Source organism: Photobacterium nomapromontoriensis, from assembly GCF_050336815.1.
Taxonomy (GTDB): Bacteria; Pseudomonadota; Gammaproteobacteria; order Enterobacterales; family Vibrionaceae; genus Photobacterium; species Photobacterium nomapromontoriensis.
The window spans coordinates 82,218-98,015 of the sequence record NZ_JAKJSL010000033.1 but is presented as its reverse complement, the minus strand read 5'-3'; the positions used below and the strand labels follow the sequence as shown (position 1 = coordinate 98,015).

Annotated in this window: 10 protein-coding genes, 6 tRNA genes and 1 rRNA gene; 11 read left to right on the top strand and 6 right to left on the bottom strand. The window is 47.6% G+C overall.

The annotated features are described in order from the left end of the window. Both rrf and L4D12_RS14650 read left to right on the top strand, forming a co-directional pair. Positions 1–90, top strand: a 5S ribosomal RNA gene (rrf, locus tag L4D12_RS14655); the annotation flags it as partial. Between the two features lie 34 nt (positions 91–124). Further along, positions 125–201 (top strand) — tRNA-Asp (locus tag L4D12_RS14650). Between the two features lie 201 nt (positions 202–402). Here the strand turns inward: L4D12_RS14650 and ilvY are convergent. Beyond that, entirely contained in the window at positions 403–1,284 is an 882-nt protein-coding gene (gene ilvY / locus L4D12_RS14645; RefSeq protein ID WP_428448585.1) for an HTH-type transcriptional activator IlvY, read from the bottom strand. A 129-nt stretch (positions 1,285–1,413) separates the two neighbouring features. Between ilvY and ilvC the strand changes: the two genes are divergently transcribed. Further along, the gene (gene ilvC / locus L4D12_RS14640; RefSeq protein ID WP_428448584.1) at positions 1,414–2,898 is read left to right on the top strand and encodes a ketol-acid reductoisomerase; all 1,485 of its coding nucleotides are present in this window, start codon (positions 1,414–1,416) and stop codon (positions 2,896–2,898) included. A 184-nt stretch (positions 2,899–3,082) separates the two neighbouring features. Here the strand turns inward: ilvC and ubiK are convergent, their stop codons facing one another. The 4 genes from ubiK to L4D12_RS14620 all read right to left on the bottom strand — a co-directional run bounded on the left by ubiK (position 3,083) and on the right by L4D12_RS14620 (position 8,308). After that, a complete protein-coding gene (gene ubiK / locus L4D12_RS14635) occupies positions 3,083–3,352 on the bottom strand; it encodes a ubiquinone biosynthesis accessory factor UbiK (RefSeq protein ID WP_428448583.1) in 270 nt (89 codons plus the stop codon). Positions 3,353–3,479: 127 nt separating this feature from the next. Beyond that, a complete protein-coding gene (locus L4D12_RS14630; RefSeq protein WP_428448582.1) occupies positions 3,480–6,593 on the bottom strand; it encodes a multidrug efflux RND transporter permease subunit in 3,114 nt (1,037 codons plus the stop codon). 12 nt (positions 6,594–6,605) lie between these two features. Continuing rightward, a complete protein-coding gene (locus tag L4D12_RS14625; protein WP_428448581.1) occupies positions 6,606–7,712 on the bottom strand; it encodes an efflux RND transporter periplasmic adaptor subunit in 1,107 nt (368 codons plus the stop codon). Next, positions 7,709–8,308 carry a TetR/AcrR family transcriptional regulator gene (locus tag L4D12_RS14620; RefSeq protein WP_428448580.1) on the bottom strand — a complete coding sequence of 200 codons (600 nt, stop codon included), beginning with the start codon at positions 8,306–8,308 and terminating at the stop codon, positions 7,709–7,711. Before L4D12_RS14620 ends, L4D12_RS14625 begins: the two co-directional genes overlap by 4 nt. A 186-nt stretch (positions 8,309–8,494) precedes the next feature. Here L4D12_RS14620 and rep point away from each other — a divergent pair, with 186 nt between their 5' ends. After that, positions 8,495–10,510 carry a DNA helicase Rep gene (gene rep, locus L4D12_RS14615; RefSeq protein ID WP_428448579.1) on the top strand — a complete coding sequence of 672 codons (2,016 nt, stop codon included), beginning with the start codon at positions 8,495–8,497 and terminating at the stop codon, positions 10,508–10,510. 60 nt (positions 10,511–10,570) lie between these two features. On the opposite strand, the gene L4D12_RS14610 is transcribed toward rep, so the two are convergent. Then, positions 10,571–10,981 carry a c-type cytochrome gene (locus L4D12_RS14610; protein WP_428448578.1) on the bottom strand — a complete coding sequence of 137 codons (411 nt, stop codon included), beginning with the start codon at positions 10,979–10,981 and terminating at the stop codon, positions 10,571–10,573. 291 nt (positions 10,982–11,272) lie between these two features. On the opposite strand from L4D12_RS14610, the gene L4D12_RS14605 reads away from it, so the two are divergent. The 7 genes from L4D12_RS14605 (at position 11,273) to L4D12_RS14575 (ending at position 15,793) form a co-directional block, all read left to right on the top strand. Beyond that, positions 11,273–11,349: transfer RNA gene (locus L4D12_RS14605), tRNA-Arg, on the top strand. A 36-nt stretch (positions 11,350–11,385) separates the two neighbouring features. Beyond that, positions 11,386–11,461 (top strand) — tRNA-His (locus L4D12_RS14600). Between the two features lie 63 nt (positions 11,462–11,524). Beyond that, positions 11,525–11,601 (top strand) — tRNA-Pro (locus L4D12_RS14595). Between the two features lie 9 nt (positions 11,602–11,610). Then, positions 11,611–11,686, top strand: a tRNA-His gene (locus L4D12_RS14590). A gap of 51 nt (positions 11,687–11,737) precedes the next feature. Next, positions 11,738–11,814 (top strand) — tRNA-Pro (locus L4D12_RS14585). A 618-nt stretch (positions 11,815–12,432) separates the two neighbouring features. After that, positions 12,433–14,151, top strand: coding sequence for a dipeptide ABC transporter ATP-binding protein (locus L4D12_RS14580; protein ID WP_428448577.1), 1,719 nt, complete (start codon positions 12,433–12,435; stop codon positions 14,149–14,151). A gap of 88 nt (positions 14,152–14,239) precedes the next feature. After that, complete coding sequence (locus L4D12_RS14575) at positions 14,240–15,793, top strand: ABC transporter substrate-binding protein (protein ID WP_428448576.1); 1,554 nt, start codon at positions 14,240–14,242, stop codon at positions 15,791–15,793. Positions 15,794–15,798: the final 5 nt, after the last annotated feature.

The following is a 15,798-nucleotide window of genomic DNA, read 5'->3' as shown; positions in this document are numbered from 1 at the left end:
ACCTGATCCCATGCCGAACTCAGCAGTGAAACGTAATAGCGCCGATGGTAGTGTGGGGTCTCCCCATGTGAGAGTAGGACATCGCCAGGCTCCCAATTGCTTAAGTGCTGAATAGACACGCTGCGGAGCGGTAGTTCAGTTGGTTAGAATACCGGCCTGTCACGCCGGGGGTCGCGGGTTCGAGTCCCGTCCGCTCCGCCACTATATTAAGCCCAAGTCTTACGACTTGGGCTTTTTTACGTCTGAAAATCATCTGAATTTGAGTAAAATAGTAGCTTACTTGGTTAGCCTCTTTATCTTGAAAGCAGCGGCCTGTCATGCCGGGGAGCTGATGTTCGGTATTGCAAGTCCCATCCGCTCAGCCATTTACACTAAGCCTGTAATATTTAACTAGGCGTAATACTATTTATGGCTATCGAATAGCTCTAGCAGCGCATTAAGTAATGGCTCTTTTTGTCGGCTTTGTTTACAGCATAATCCTAGCCGAAGCGGTTCTATTTTCTCTTTCTCCATCCGTTTGACTTTTCCTCCTACTGGACTGTTTTCGATCACGATATCAGGAGCAATCCCTATCCCGCAGCCTAATGCGACCATGCTTACAATGGCTTCATGCCCCCCCACCTGAGCATAGATGTTAGGGTGTATTACTTTACGTTTAAGCCATTTATTTGCTTTATACCGAGCCATTCCTGATTCTGGCAGGATATAGGGTAGCGTAGCCCACTGTGGGTTATCGGAGAGATATTTCTGTAATCCGGGCGGGGGTAGCAAAGGTGCAATGACTGACATAGAGACGTTATCTAGATCGATAAAGGTCAATTTGCTTGGTAAGTTGTCAGGCTTGGCTGCAATGGCAATATCTGCTTCATCATGCAGGATTTTATCGATAGCTTGAGCTGGATCTCCGGTAAGCAACTGTATTTCAACTTGAGGATATAGCTGACGGAATCGGTTGAGAATCTCGGGAAGGTGGCTATAGCTGGCGGTGACAGAGCAGAATAGTTTGAGTTTGCCGCGGAGAGTCTGTTGATGGGTTATCAGATCAGCTTTAACTTCTTGCCAGCTGGAAACAATGAGTACGGCCGTTGGGAACAGCGTTTGCCCGGCTAACGTTAGCTCGACACTGCGATTGTCTCGATTAAACAGAGCTTGCCCTATCTCTCCTTCAAGCCGTTGAATGACACGGCTCAGAGCGGAAGGGCTAATATGCATCGCTTGGGCGGTCTGACTAAAGTTTTTTGATTCGCACAGGTGTAGAAAAAATCGCAGATATTTTATATTCATCGTCCATGTTGCATATTTTGCAATAAGTTCTTGTGAATATAGCACTTTGCGCAATTAAGTGCGTGATCTACTATCGAAGTATTCGACAATACTGTCGACCTAAGGATAAGTACTCACGGAGTTTGTGTTATGGCTAATTATTTCAATACCTTAAATTTACGCCAACAGCTTGATCAGTTAGGCCGCTGTCGCTTTATGGATCGTGCAGAATTTGCAACGGAAGCGGATTACCTTAAAGATAAAAAGGTCGTGATCGTGGGCTGTGGCGCGCAAGGTTTAAACCAAGGTTTGAACATGCGTGATTCAGGTTTGGATGTGTCATACGCATTGCGTCAAGCGGCTATTGATGAGCAACGGCAGTCGTACAAAAACGCGAGAGAGAACGGTTTTGAAGTTGGTAGTTATGAAACTCTGATCCCGCAAGCGGATTTGGTGGTTAATCTGACGCCGGATAAGCAGCATACTAATGTGGTACAAACTGTGATGCCGTTAATGAAAGATGGAGCTGCGTTAGGTTATTCGCATGGCTTTAATATCGTTGAAGAAGGTATGCAGATTCGTCCTGACTTGACGGTGGTAATGGTTGCGCCGAAATGTCCGGGGACCGAAGTCCGTGAAGAATATAAGCGTGGGTTTGGGGTACCGACACTGATCGCGGTTCACCCGGAAAATGACCCGCAGGGTGATGGCCTTGAGATTGCGAAAGCTTGGGCTGCGGCAACGGGTGGGAATCGTGCTGGTGTACTTGAGTCATCGTTTGTCGCCGAAGTGAAGTCAGATTTGATGGGTGAGCAGACAATTCTTTGTGGGATGCTACAGGCTGGTTCTATTGTGTGCTACGAGAAGATGGTCGCTGAGGGCATTGATGCCGCTTATGCTGGTAAGTTGTTACAATTCGGCTGGGAAACTATTACAGAAGCGCTTAAGTTTGGCGGTATTACCCATATGATGGACCGCTTGTCTAACCCCGCAAAAATCAAAGCCTTTGAGTTATCAGAAGAGCTTAAAGAGCTGATGCGTCCACTGTATAACAAGCACATGGATGACATTATTGCCGGTCATTTCTCTAGTACTATGATGGCAGACTGGGCCAATGATGATAGTGACCTGCTGGGCTGGCGTGCAGAAACGGCAGAAACTGCATTTGAGAATTACCCTGATAGTGCGTTAGAAATTGCAGAGCAGGAATACTTTGATCACGGTATCTTGATGGTGGCGATGGTGCGAGCTGGGGTTGAACTGGCCTTCGAAGCAATGACTGCTTCGGGTATTATCGAAGAGTCGGCTTACTATGAGTCCTTGCATGAGCTGCCTTTGATCGCTAATACCATTGCGCGTAAGCGTCTCTATGAGATGAACGTGGTGATCTCTGATACTGCAGAATATGGTAACTATCTTTTTGCTAATGTAGCTACGCCACTGCTGCGTGAGAAATTCATGCCAAGAGTCGGTACTGATGTGATCGGTAAAGGGCTAGGCAATGTGGGCAATGATGTTGATAACGCAGCTTTGATTGCGGTGAATGAGGCATTACGTAGTCATCCGGTAGAGTGGATCGGACAGGAGCTACGTGGGTATATGACAGATATGAAGCGTATCGCGGTGGGTGGCTAATTTTCTGTCCTGTATAGCTTGATCTCTTTGTCGAAAATACTCATTTGTTAGCGCAAACTCCGTGTTTTCTCTGTGATCTATAGCTCTACAGTTTTGAAAATAGTTAGTGCCTTGTGGCTGAAAAAAGAAAGGCTTGGTCGATGACCAAGCCTTTTGTGTTTGCGGAATAAGCAGATAGTGCTGATTAAGCGTCTTTGTCTTCTGCTTTGTTTGTTAGCTTGGCTTCCAAGTCGGCTAGCTTTTGCTCCATCTCGGCCAGCTTTTGGCGAGTACGTAGTAGCACTTGTGTTTGTACGTCAAACTCTTCACGGTTGACGACGTCCAGCTTGCTAAGTTGAGCTTGGATCACCTGACGTACTTTCTGTTCAACATCGTTACCTAGCTCTTTGACTGGCTGCGGCATGGATTCGTGGATTTGTTTAGCGATTTGCTCTAGCTTTTTTGGATCGAACATAATGTGTGGCTCCGTAGCGACTAATCGTTGTTGTGGTCATTTTATGCAATGCTAAGCGGATTGTCGTGGATGAATAATGAAAATGAAAGAGGTCGCACAAGGCGACCTCTTTATTTCAGTGAGTCACTTAACAATCTCTAGCTTTCAGAGCGTTACGAGCCTCATCTGCTCGCTTTAGTTTTTCCAAATCTTTGTCTTCCACAAATACCGGTAGCGGTTTGTGAACACTTGCCAGATAGGTGTAAATCACGGGCAATACAAACAAAGTAAATATTGTACCGATCGCCAGACCTGCCACGATAACAATACCAATACTGAAACGCTGTGCGGCACCAGCACCAGTTGCATATAGCAGTGGGATCAAGCCTGCAATCATCGCGGCAGTAGTCATCAGGATTGGACGTAGACGAATTTTGGCTGCCTCCATCACCGCTGCCATTCGGTCTTTCTTGTGTAGCAGCTGCTCTTCCTTGGCTACCTCACAGATAAGAATACCGTGCTTGGTGATTAAACCTATCAGGGTGATCAGGCCGACCTGCGAGTAGATATTCATGGTTGCTGCGCCCCATGCCAGAGCAATTAACGCACCACAAATTGCCAATGGTACAGAGACCAGAATTACCAGCGGGTCACGCAATGATTCGAACTGGATAGCAAGTACCAGGAAGATAATTGCAAGTGCCAGAAGGAAGGTGGTGTAAAGCGCATTCCCTTCAGTAACAAACTGGCGAGCTTCACCCATGAAGTCGTACTGGTAGCCTGACGGTAGGTTCTTAGCTTCAGCTTGGAACCATGTAATAGCATCTCCCATCGCCACGCCAGGAGCTGGTACAGCACCTACCGTCGCTGAGTTTAGCTGGTTGAAGTGCGGTAATGAGCGTGGCTCTGCAACCACATCAATACTCACTAAGCTGCCCAGTGGGATAGCATTACCATCAGCGGCGCGTACATAGTAGCCTTTCATCGATTCAGGGTTGAGACGGTACTTACGCTCAACCTGCGGGATCACCTCATAAGAGCGGCCATTGAGGTCGATACGGTTGACGTAACCATCTGCCATCATGGTGCTCAGGGTAATACCGATGTCTTGCATCGTCACGCCGTAGGCTCCAGCCTTGTCTTTATCAATTTTGATTTTCATGGTGGCCGAATCGTAGTTCAGATCGAGATCCGAATAGACGAATAGGGCATTGTTCTTCACCTTGGTCAAAATATCGCTACTGATCTGGAACAGGCTTTCGAAGCTGTTCGGGGTAGTGATCACGAACTGGATCGGCAGACCTGAACCGGCACCAGGTAGTTCTGGCATCTGGAATGCAGTGACTGACATCTCAGGAACGTCTTTGACTAATCCTGTGACACGCTTAACCACTTCTGCTTGGCTAGCCTTACGCTCACTCCATGGTACCAGTGAGGCGATACCAAAAGCCTGATTGGAGCTCGGCACGCCTGAGAACACCTGTGCAAATGCCACTTCAGGTTGATCAACCAAAATACGGTTGACCTCATCCATGGTATTTTCGATGTAATCGAGGTTAGCATTGGACGGTGCGGTACCCATCATTACCAGTACGCCCTTATCTTCCGCTGGTGCCAATTCACTCGGGATAAACTGGAAGAGTAGCGGTAGGGTGCCAAAGACGATCACGGCAAACACAATAACCACTGGGCGCATTTTCATGATTCCGCCGAGCATTTTCTCGTAGCGGTTGGTCATGCGATCAAGGAAGTGATGTACGGTGGTTTCGAATTTGCTTGGTTTATCGTGGGCTTTCAGCATTTTCGAACACATCATTGGCGACAGTGTCAGGGCGATGATCCCTGAAACAAAGACGGCACCAGCCAGTGTTAATGCAAATTCTTTAAATAGAGAGCCAGTGATCCCGCCCATCATGGCGATAGGTGCGTATACCGCGCCCAGTGTCAGGGTCATGGCAATTACGGGTATTGCAATCTCGCGAGTACCGATGATCGCAGCCCGGAATGGCGATTCCCCTTCTTTGATATGACGGTCGACGTTTTCCAACACCACGATAGCATCATCAACAACTAAGCCTATGGCCAGTACCATGGCGAGCAAAGTCATCAGGTTCCACGAAAAACCAAAGATCTGCATCACCATCGCCACACCAATCAGCGACAATGGAATGGTTACGATAGGGATGATTACAGCGCGGAATGAACCGAGGAACAAGGTGATCACCACCAATACAATCAGTGCCGCTTCAGCAATGGTTTTGATAACTTCATTGATTGACTCGTTAATCGCAATTGTCGAGTCATACATGATGTTCATCTTGATATTGCTTGGCATATTGCGCTGCAGCTCAGGCAGCAGTTTATACACATTCGCAGCAATATTGATGGGGTTAGCACTTGGCGCAGCATTGATAGCCGCGACGACAGCTTCTTGGCCATTGGCTGAGGCACGGTAGACATCATGGCTCTTTTCTAGCGTGACTTTAGCGATATCACCGAGACGGATCACCTGACCATCTTTTGTCGACACGACCAGTCGTTCTAGCTCATCGGTATTGGTAACTTGCGTATCAGCGGTACCATTATAAACAACAAATTCGCCCGTTGCCTGACCAGTTGCCGACTGATAGTTATTGACGTTAAGGACATTCATGACATCCATCGCCATGAGGTTATAGGCCGCCATTTTGGCCGGATCTAACCACACGCGTAAGGCGTATTTCATGCCGCCGTACAGGTCAACTTTAGATACCCCGTTAACAGTAAATAGCTGTGGCGTGATTACTCGCTCAAGGTAGTCGGTGATCTGGCTCGATGCCAATTCTTCACTGGTAAAGCCGATGTACATCACCGCAGTCGTTGAACCGGTTGACATCGTTACCGTCGGGTCTTCTGACTCTTTTGGCAACTGAGAGCGAACCGAGTTGGTCTTGGCCAAGATATCAGCCAGCGCTGCATTCGGATCCGTATTTAGCTTCATCGTGACCGTGATGGTTGATGAACCCAGTACGGAAGACGAGGTCATAAAGTCGATATTATCTGCTTGAGCAATGGCTTGTTCAAGCGGTTGGGTAATAAAGCCCTGAATAAGATCGGCACTGGCACCGTAATAGCCAGTTGTTACCGTTACCACGGTATTGGTCATGTCTGGGTATTCCCGGACCTGCATTTTGAATATTGCTTGCAGGCCAAGGAGGGCAATCAGAAAGCTGATTGATACCGCTAAGACAGGACGTTTGATAAAAACATCTGTAAAGCGCATCTATCCTCCGAGTTATAGCATTGGGGTTTCAGCAGGGGCTTTTAGCGAATTGCTATCGACCACACGCACTTTGGCATGGTTACTTAGGCGAACTTGGCCTGATGTGACAATAGTCTCACCCACTTTCACGCCACTTAGGATATGGGCGTTGTTGCCTTTACGCTCACCCACTTTAATTACTGACTGCTTCACGCGCAGATCACCTTTGTCATCTTTGTAAGTGATATAGACATTGTCACCATACAAGGTGTAGGTGATAGCCGTTTGCGGCATGATGATCTGATCTGTCAGGGTTGGGAGAATAATATGGGCGCGTGCGAACATCCCGCTGCGAAGTTGACCGTCATTGTTTGGAATATCGGCTTGAACTTGTACGAGTCCACTTTGGTAGTTTACCGCTGGCTCAATGGCGCTGATCTTACCGCTAAAGGGTGTTTCAGGATAAGCGTCGACAAATATTTCAACGTCTTGGCCAAGGTGGATCTCCGGAATATCCGTTTGTGGCACAGTGAAGCGTAGCTTCATCAATGTGGTATCTTCCAGACGTACGACATCAGTACCAGGCTGGATATATTCCCCAAGGAAGACATTACGTAGGCCGATAACACCGCTGAATGGGGCATTGATAGTACGACGATCAATGGTGGCTTTCAGACTTTCGATATCAGCAACTAATGAGAAATATGACGCTTCAGCATCATCATAGGCTTCTTTTGAGATCGACCCTTTTTTGAATAGGCCTTGGTAGCGCTTATACTTGGCTTGGGCGGCAGGTAAGCGTGCTTGTGCACTTTGCAGGTTAGCAAGTTCAACATTGGCATCTAATGATAGCAGTTGTTGGCCCGCATTAACCGCTGCTCCTGATTCAAAATCAATACTTTTGATGATTCCAGCAACTTCGGTAGTGATGGTTACACCTTGGTTTGGTTCAATAAAACCAATGGCTTCGATGGCAGGGATCCAGTCGCGAGATTGTGCCGTGGTGACCGTGATCGGGAACTCAGGCTCTGGCATATTAGCCATGTATTCGGCTATTTTCTGTTGTTTAAATAGATTGAAACCAATAACGCTTCCGAAAAGCAGAAGGGCAATCAGTAGCATCAATATCCATTTTTTCATTGTCGGTTATGCTCCGAAATTGGTGAATGTGAGTGCTGAAGAATAGCGTCCCAGCAGGCTTGGATGGTGGCCTCAAGGGTCTCATCGCTGACCGTGTAAACTCCGTTTATATGTTTGCGAGCCAGGCAAGCACTTGGCTCCAGGCTTAGTACACTAAGGATTTCGTTATCGAGGTTCTTGAACAGCCCTGTGGCTTTCCCTTCGTCAAATAAGCGATCGATCTTAGCGAACATTTTCTTTTCTCGTGATCGTTGCTCCTGACCTTCGCGGCGCGGTAGGCTTTCGAATTGGCCACGATTGATCAGTGGTGCATTATCCTGCGTTGCCATGTTCCAAAGATTGAGCCAGATGGTATGAAATCGTTGTTGCAATGGCATGTCATCTGATACGTTTTTCCCCATTTTATCAGCAACATAGTTGAGGATGTGATCATGGAGTTGGCTGAGTAAATCTTCTTTGTCTTCGAAATAACGATAAATGGTTCCCGCGGCAACCCCTGCTTCCTTGGCAACCATTTGCATGGAGATACCATGAAAGCCGTGTTTGGCCAGCAAGATTTCAGTTGCATCAAGGATGCGTTTCTTTTTATCACTCATAGCAGACAGTTGTTAAAAAATATAATGAATGAATGTTCATTCGCGATTTTAAAGTGTCAGAAAAAGAGTGCAAGTCTTATTTCATATCAACAGGTTCGGTGGGCAACATGCGAGGGTGAATAGACAATAGCCAATAACCCGTTACAATGCGCCAGACTGGCCCGAAGAACAACATAGGATACACCCATGAAACTGAACCCAAGGCAAAACGAAGCGGTAAAATTTATCGCCGGACCCTGTCTCGTCTTAGCGGGAGCGGGTTCAGGCAAAACCCGGGTGATCACCAATAAAATCGCCTACTTAGTCCAGCAATGCGGTTACAAGGCGCGCAATATTGCTGCGTTGACCTTTACCAATAAAGCTGCCAGAGAAATGAAAGAACGCGTAGGCCAGACGCTGGGACGCCAAGAAGCTAAGGGGCTGATGGTATCGACATTTCACACATTGGGGCTAAATATTATACGGCGTGAGTATAAATCGCTTGATCTTAAAGCAAGTTTTTCGCTTTTTGATGATCAAGATCAGATGGCCTTGCTCAAGGAGCTCACCGACGCTGAACTTGAGGGGGATAAAGATTTACTTAAGCTGTTGCTGTCGACCATTTCGAATTGGAAAAACGACATGCAGTCACCGGCCGATGCCAAAGCGCAGGCTCAGTCGGAGCGAGATCAGCTGTTTGCTTATTGTTATGAGATGTACCAGCGTCAAATGAAGGCGTATAACGCACTCGACTTTGATGATTTGATCTTATTGCCCGTCTTGCTGCTACGTGACAATCAAACAGTACGAGAATACTGGCAAAACCGTATTCGCTATTTACTGGTGGATGAATACCAAGATACCAATACCAGCCAGTACCTGTTTGTAAAATTGTTGGTCGGTGAGCGTTCACGCTTTACTGTGGTTGGGGATGATGATCAGTCTATCTATTCGTGGCGTGGCGCGCAGCCAGAGAATTTGGCGTTATTGAGTAAAGACTTCCCGACGCTGAAGGTGATTAAGCTGGAGCAGAATTATCGCTCAACCAGCCGGATCTTACGTACCGCGAATATACTGATCGCCAACAATCCACACTTGTTTGAGAAAACCTTATTTTCAGCGTTGCCTGATGGCGAGTTGCTTAAGGTGATCACCGCCAAGAATGAAGATCATGAGGCCGAAAAAGTGGTGGGGGAGCTCATTGCCCACCGTTTCCTTAATAATACCCAGTATAAGGATTACGCGATTCTTTATCGGGGTAACCATCAGTCCCGGTTGTTTGAAAAAGCGTTGATGCAAAACCGTATCCCTTATCGGATTTCCGGTGGCACCTCTTTCTTTTCTCGGGCTGAGATCAAAGACATGATGGCGTACTTGCGGTTACTGACTAACCTTGATGATGACAATGCCTTTTTACGTATTGTGAATACACCACGTCGAGAGATTGGTCCTGTCACCCTGGAAAAGTTAGGCACTTATGCCAATATGCGAGGCAAGAGTCTGTTTGCTGCCAGTTTTGAGCTAGGATTGGAGCAGCACCTTTCCGGGCGTGGTTTAGAGTCGCTACAGCGCTTTACCCGCTGGGTGGTTGAGCTGTCCGATAACGCTGAGCGTGGCGACACCATCGCTGCGGTACGGCAGTTAGTGCGCGATATCCATTATGAAGATTGGCTGTACGAAACATCAGCCAGCCCGAAAGCGGCTGAGATGCGGATGAAGAACGTGTCTGATCTCTATAGCTGGATCACTGCGGATCTCGAGGGCGATAACTACGATCAGGAAGTGAAAACGTTAAAAGAGGTGGTGCAGCGTCTGACCTTACGTGACATGATGGAGCGCGGTGAAGATGATGATGATGCGGATCAGGTCCAGTTGATGACCCTGCATGCTTCCAAAGGGCTGGAATTTCCCTATGTATACTTGATTGGGACGGAAGAAGGTATTTTACCGCATCAGGTCAGTATTGATGAAGACAATGTCGATGAAGAGCGGCGGCTGGCCTATGTCGGGATCACCCGGGCTCAGAAAGAACTGACTTTTACCTTGTGTAAAGAGCGGCGCCAGTACGGTGAGTTGATCAAACCAGAGCCGAGTCGTTTCTTGTATGAGCTACCACAAGATGACTTGGAGTGGGAAGCGGATCGAAAACCCGTGACTCAGCAGGAGCGGATGCAAAAGGGTCAAGCCCATATTGCCAATATCCGGGCCATGTTTAAAAAATAACGATCAAAAAAGGGTTGATGGTGCACATCAACCCTTTATTTTTTCAGCACCTAGCAACCGCTATAGCCCATCAATCATGTGGTTGATGGCTGCCACTATCTCATCATCGCTGCAATCCATACAGGAGCCTTTAGCGGGCATCGCATTGAAACCGTTGATGGCATTGTCGGTCAATACCGCATTGCCTTTGGCGAGACGCAGGCTCCAGTCCGATGCATCGCCCTTCTTAGGGGCTCCCATCACGCCACTACTATGGCAGGCCGCACAGAATGTTCCATAGACAGCATCACCACTACGTGGGCCTACGGCAACGACAGGCGCTGCGGGGGCATCCCCTTCAAGATAGACCGAGCCCACAGGCTTGATGCGTTCTGCGATAGCATCGTCTGACATATCTGACGCTACGGCAGCGCCTGCGAGCGATAATGCAGCAATAGCAGATACCATGAGTTGTCGAAGAGATAATTCCATTGAGCTCACCTTACACTTCCAGAAAATTATGTGCGATTGCCACCGCCTGCTTGTATGCTTGTTATTAGTGATACTGTTGAAACAAGGCAGTGATTATTTACAAAATGTTTAAATTGTAAAAACTAAGTAAGTATATCGCCTATTGTCGCTTGGATAAACAAGGTGGCTGCGTTTGTATGATACGAATCAATGCTTATCTGTCTATATTTACAGCGAACGATAAAAAAAACAAAAAAAACACTTTACGAAAAGGAGCGTAATCCGTAATATCCACCTCCGCCGATAGGGTATGCGCCCGTAGCTCAGCTGGATAGAGCGTTGGCCTCCGGAGCCAAAGGCCGAAGGTTCGAATCCTTTCGGGCGCACCATTCCGGATTAAAGGACATTGGCAAAAAGAAACATTGGTGGCTATAGCTCAGTTGGTAGAGTCCCGGATTGTGATTCCGGTTGTCGCGAGTTCAAGCCTCGTTAGCCACCCCATATTTTAGAAGATTGATGTTATCATCAGTGTTCACAGTCTTTATGACTTAAAACAGATTTCGTCGGTGAATAGCGCAGTTTGGTAGCGCATCTGGTTTGGGACCAGAGGGTCGGGGGTTCGAATCCCTCTTCACCGACCACTTACATTGGTGGCTATAGCTCAGTTGGTAGAGTCCCGGATTGTGATTCCGGTTGTCGCGAGTTCAAGCCTCGTTAGCCACCCCATTTTCAGGTAATGTTAATATTTCCTTGGCACTGTAAGAGCCTAAAACTTGTCGGTGAATAGCGCAGTTTGGTAGCGCATCTGGTTTGGGACCAGAGGGTCGGGGGTTCGAATCCCTCTTCACCGACCACCATATGAAACCCTAGCTTTCGAGCTAGGGTTTTTTTCTATCTGTCATATTAATATTTCCCTTCGCTGTTTTAACCTATCCCTCATCATCCATATTTTGCTCGCTTAGCCTGACAACCATCTGGTGTCATTGTCGTTTTGATCTGCTGGTTTTGATTTTCACAGTAGAAAGAGTGATCGACTATATAGCTAACAACCAGATGCAAGATTATGCTTTGATATCTCTATCTCTCTTTATTTGCTTCCATTTATAACCCGCAATTCAGTTGTTTGTTTTTTAAATGTTAATTTTAAAATTGTTGGTTTTGAGTATTTATGCAAATTGCGCATTTGTGAGGTATGTCTTATAACCAATATTCTAGATTTATTCACTAGTGTTTACTGGTCGTGGTTGGTTGTGATGTGCATACGGTTGCTCCGTTTTCCTCGGAGCAATAGAACTTGATATGACTATTTATTCTTTTTTTATTCATTTTGATGGTTTTTACTCGTGTTTTGTTGATTTCCTGTGAAATGTTTGACAAATTGTGCTCTTAGTCGCTATTCAGCAAATTATGCTGATGGAAAGGATTCGTTTTTCAGACAGGGCAGAACACTGCCAAGCAGCTGGGGTCTGGTAATGGCTTTATTGGAAGTAAAAAACCTACGGATTGAATATCCGTCACGTCATGGGGTTCACGCGGCAGTGAAATCACTCTCGTTTTCTATTGAGCGGGGTGAGATTGTCGGGGTAGTGGGTGAATCTGGTGCGGGGAAGTCGACCGTCGGTAATGCGGTGATCGACTTGCTAAGTCCGCCGGGACACGTTGCTAGTGGTGAGGTATACCTTGATGGTCAGCTCATTTCTGGCCTGAGTGCTGAGCAGATGCGCTCAATTCGAGGGTCGAAAATTGGATTTATATTTCAAGATCCGATGACGTCACTGAACCCATTGTTTACGGTGGAGCAACAGTTGACCGAAACCATTGTGACCAACCTGAAGGTCAGCCAGCAGGAAGCAGTCAAACGGGCGATTAATCTCATGGCTCAAGTTGGGATCCCCCAACCTGAACTGCGTATCAAACAGTATCCGCATCAGTTTTCTGGCGGCATGCGCCAGCGAGTCGTGATTGCCATTGCATTGGCGGGTGAGCCTGACTTGATCATCGCTGATGAACCGACCACTGCTCTGGATGTGTCGATACAGGATCAGATCCTAACGCTGATTCGTGATTTGTGCGTGAAGAAGAATGTCGGTTGTATGTTGGTAACCCATGATATGGGCGTTGTATCCAATGTGACAGATCGGGTTGCGGTGATGTACCGTGGTGATCTGGTCGAGTTCGGCACGACTGAGCAGGTACTGTGCCGACCTATTCACCCTTATACCCAGAGTTTGATCGCGGCTGTGCCACGTTCCGATATCAAGCTTAAGCGTTTTCCTTTGGTGAGCTATATCGAAGAAGCGCACGAGATGAGCACTCTGGATGTTAAAACCCACTGGCTGGGCCAACGTGAAGATCAGCGTCACTATAGTGGGGCTTTGCTTCAGGTTGAAAACGTTAACCTGCGGTTCGTCACCAAAGATTCCTTTTTCGAAAGCCGGCGTGAATACGTGCAGGCATCAAACAATGTCAGCTTTGCGATTAATGAAGGGGAAACCTTTGGTTTAGTGGGTGAGTCCGGCTCAGGTAAATCAACCATTGCCCGAGTGATAGCGGGTCTGTATCCACCTAACTCAGGGCGGGTTGTGTTTGAGGGGATCGATCTGACAGCCTTGAAAAGTGAGACCCAGCGACGTCCTTTGCGCCGTCAGATGCAGATGGTGTTTCAGAATCCTTATACCTCAATGAATCCGAGAATGCGGGTGGCCGACATTATTGCCGAGCCGATCCGGTTTCACCGCTTGACCGACAGCGAATCGCATACCAGCCAAATCGTCAATGATTTGCTGGATCATGTCGGTCTCGGCCGCGGAGCCGGGGTGAAATACCCCCATGAATTTTCTGGCGGCCAGCGTCAGCGGATATCGATTGCCCGTGCGTTGGCGACTCGGCCTCGCTTACTGATTTGTGATGAGCCAACCTCAGCCCTGGATGTCTCGGTACAAGCTCAGATCCTTAACTTGTTGAAGGATCTACAGGATGAGTTGAATTTAACCATGCTGTTTATTAGCCACGATTTGCCCGTGATCCGTCAGATGTGTGATCGCATTGGGGTGATGCAGCAAGGTGTTTTGCTGGAAGTGGCACCAACCGAACAGTTGTTTACCGCCCCGCAGCATGCGTATAGCAAACACCTTATTGCGCTGATGCCTGAATTTACCGGTATGAGTCAGGAAGGATTAAAACTGGCTTAATCCCGCAATAGAAAGCACAACATACAAATACAACAATAAGTAAACACAACAAGATGGGAGTTCACTCCCAGCATAAAGGAGTTATGCAATGAAAACCCTCAAGTCCAAGCTGGCCGTTGCTGTAATGGCTGCCTGCCTAAGCTTTAGTGCTTCCGCCGCTGAAATTAAAGTCGCATATGATGCTGATCCCGTTTCGCTTGACCCGCATGAGCAGCTATCCGGCGGAACGTTACAGGTTTCCCATATGGTGTTTGATCCGCTGATTCGTTTCACCCAGTCACTGGACTTTGAACCGCGTCTCGCTGAAAGCTGGGAGCGAGTGAATGAAACAACCTATCGTTTTAAATTACGCAAAGGGGTTACGTTCCATTCCGGCAATACCATGACAGCAGACGACGTGATATGGACGTTCAACCGTTTGAAAACATCGCCTGATTTTAAGGCCATTTTTGACCCGTACTCGTCAATGAACAAGCTGGATGACTTTACTGTTGAGCTGATCTCTAAGTACCCGTATCCGTTGGTGCTTCAGACTGCGACCTACTTGTTCCCAATGGACAGTAAGTTCTATAGCGGCAAAACCGCTGATGGTAAAGATAAAGATGCCGTCGTGAAGCACGGGGATTCTTATGCTTCGACCCATGTATCAGGGACGGGGCCATTCATTGTAACGGCGCGTGAGCAAGGCGTAAAAGTTGAGTTTGAGCGTTTTGCTAACTATTGGGATACCGAGACCAAAGGTAATGTCGATAAGCTGACTCTCGTGCCAATCAAGGAAAATGCAACCCGTGTTGCCGCCTTGTTGTCAGGTGGCGTCGATATGATCCATCCGGTTGCGCCAAATGATCATGAGCGAGTGAAAAACGCGAAGGATATTGAGCTGGTTACGCTTCCTGGTACCCGTTTGATTTCGATGCAAATGAACCAGAAATCCAATGCGGCACTGAAGGATGTTCGGGTGCGTCAGGCGATCATTCATGCCATTAACAATGAAGGCATCGTGAAGAAAATTATGAAGGGGTTTGCCACTGCCGCACACCAGCAGGGCCCTGCCGGGTATGCGGGTTATGATGAGGCACTGGCACCGCGTTATGATCTGAAAAAAGCCAAACAACTCATGAAAGAAGCGGGCTACGAGAAGGGCTTTAAACTGAGCATGCTTGCGCCTAACAACCGCTATGTGAATGATGCCAAAGTGGCTCAGGCGACGGCTGCGATGCTGGCAAAAATTGGTATTAAGGTCGATTTGAAAACTTTGCCTAAGGCTCAGTACTGGCCGGAGTTTGATGTCTGTGCGGCAGATATGATGATGATTGGCTGGCATTCTGATACTGAGGATTCAGCGAACTTGACCGAGTTTTTGACCATGACCCGTAATACAGACACCGGTCGGGGTCAGTATAACTGTGGTTATTACTCGAACGCGGAAGTGGATAAGCTGATTGAGCTGTCGAATAAGGAAACTGACCCGGCGAAGCGTAGTCAGATGCTGAAAGATGTTGAAGGGATCCTCTATCGTGATGCGGCTTTTGTCCCGCTACACTGGCAGAGTGAGGCGTGGGGGGCTAAATCAAATGTCCACGCGGCTGAAATCGTCAACCCGATGGTGATGCCTTATTTCGGTGACTTGATTGTCGACTAAGGTGC

Coding starts and splice junctions, on each gene's coding strand:
- L4D12_RS14625 (WP_428448581.1), bottom strand. CDS start 7,712: ATGAAAAAATGGATATTGATGCTACTGATTGCCCTTCTGCTTTTCGGA.
- L4D12_RS14620 (WP_428448580.1), bottom strand. CDS start 8,308: ATGAGTGATAAAAAGAAACGCATCCTTGATGCAACTGAAATCTTGCTG.
- L4D12_RS14630 (WP_428448582.1), bottom strand. CDS start 6,593: ATGCGCTTTACAGATGTTTTTATCAAACGTCCTGTCTTAGCGGTATCA.
- ilvC (WP_428448584.1), top strand. CDS start 1,414: ATGGCTAATTATTTCAATACCTTAAATTTACGCCAACAGCTTGATCAG.
- rep (WP_428448579.1), top strand. CDS start 8,495: ATGAAACTGAACCCAAGGCAAAACGAAGCGGTAAAATTTATCGCCGGA.
- ubiK (WP_428448583.1), bottom strand. CDS start 3,352: ATGTTCGATCCAAAAAAGCTAGAGCAAATCGCTAAACAAATCCACGAA.
- L4D12_RS14575 (WP_428448576.1), top strand. CDS start 14,240: ATGAAAACCCTCAAGTCCAAGCTGGCCGTTGCTGTAATGGCTGCCTGC.
- ilvY (WP_428448585.1), bottom strand. CDS start 1,284: ATGAATATAAAATATCTGCGATTTTTTCTACACCTGTGCGAATCAAAA.
- L4D12_RS14610 (WP_428448578.1), bottom strand. CDS start 10,981: ATGGAATTATCTCTTCGACAACTCATGGTATCTGCTATTGCTGCATTA.
- L4D12_RS14580 (WP_428448577.1), top strand. CDS start 12,433: ATGGCTTTATTGGAAGTAAAAAACCTACGGATTGAATATCCGTCACGT.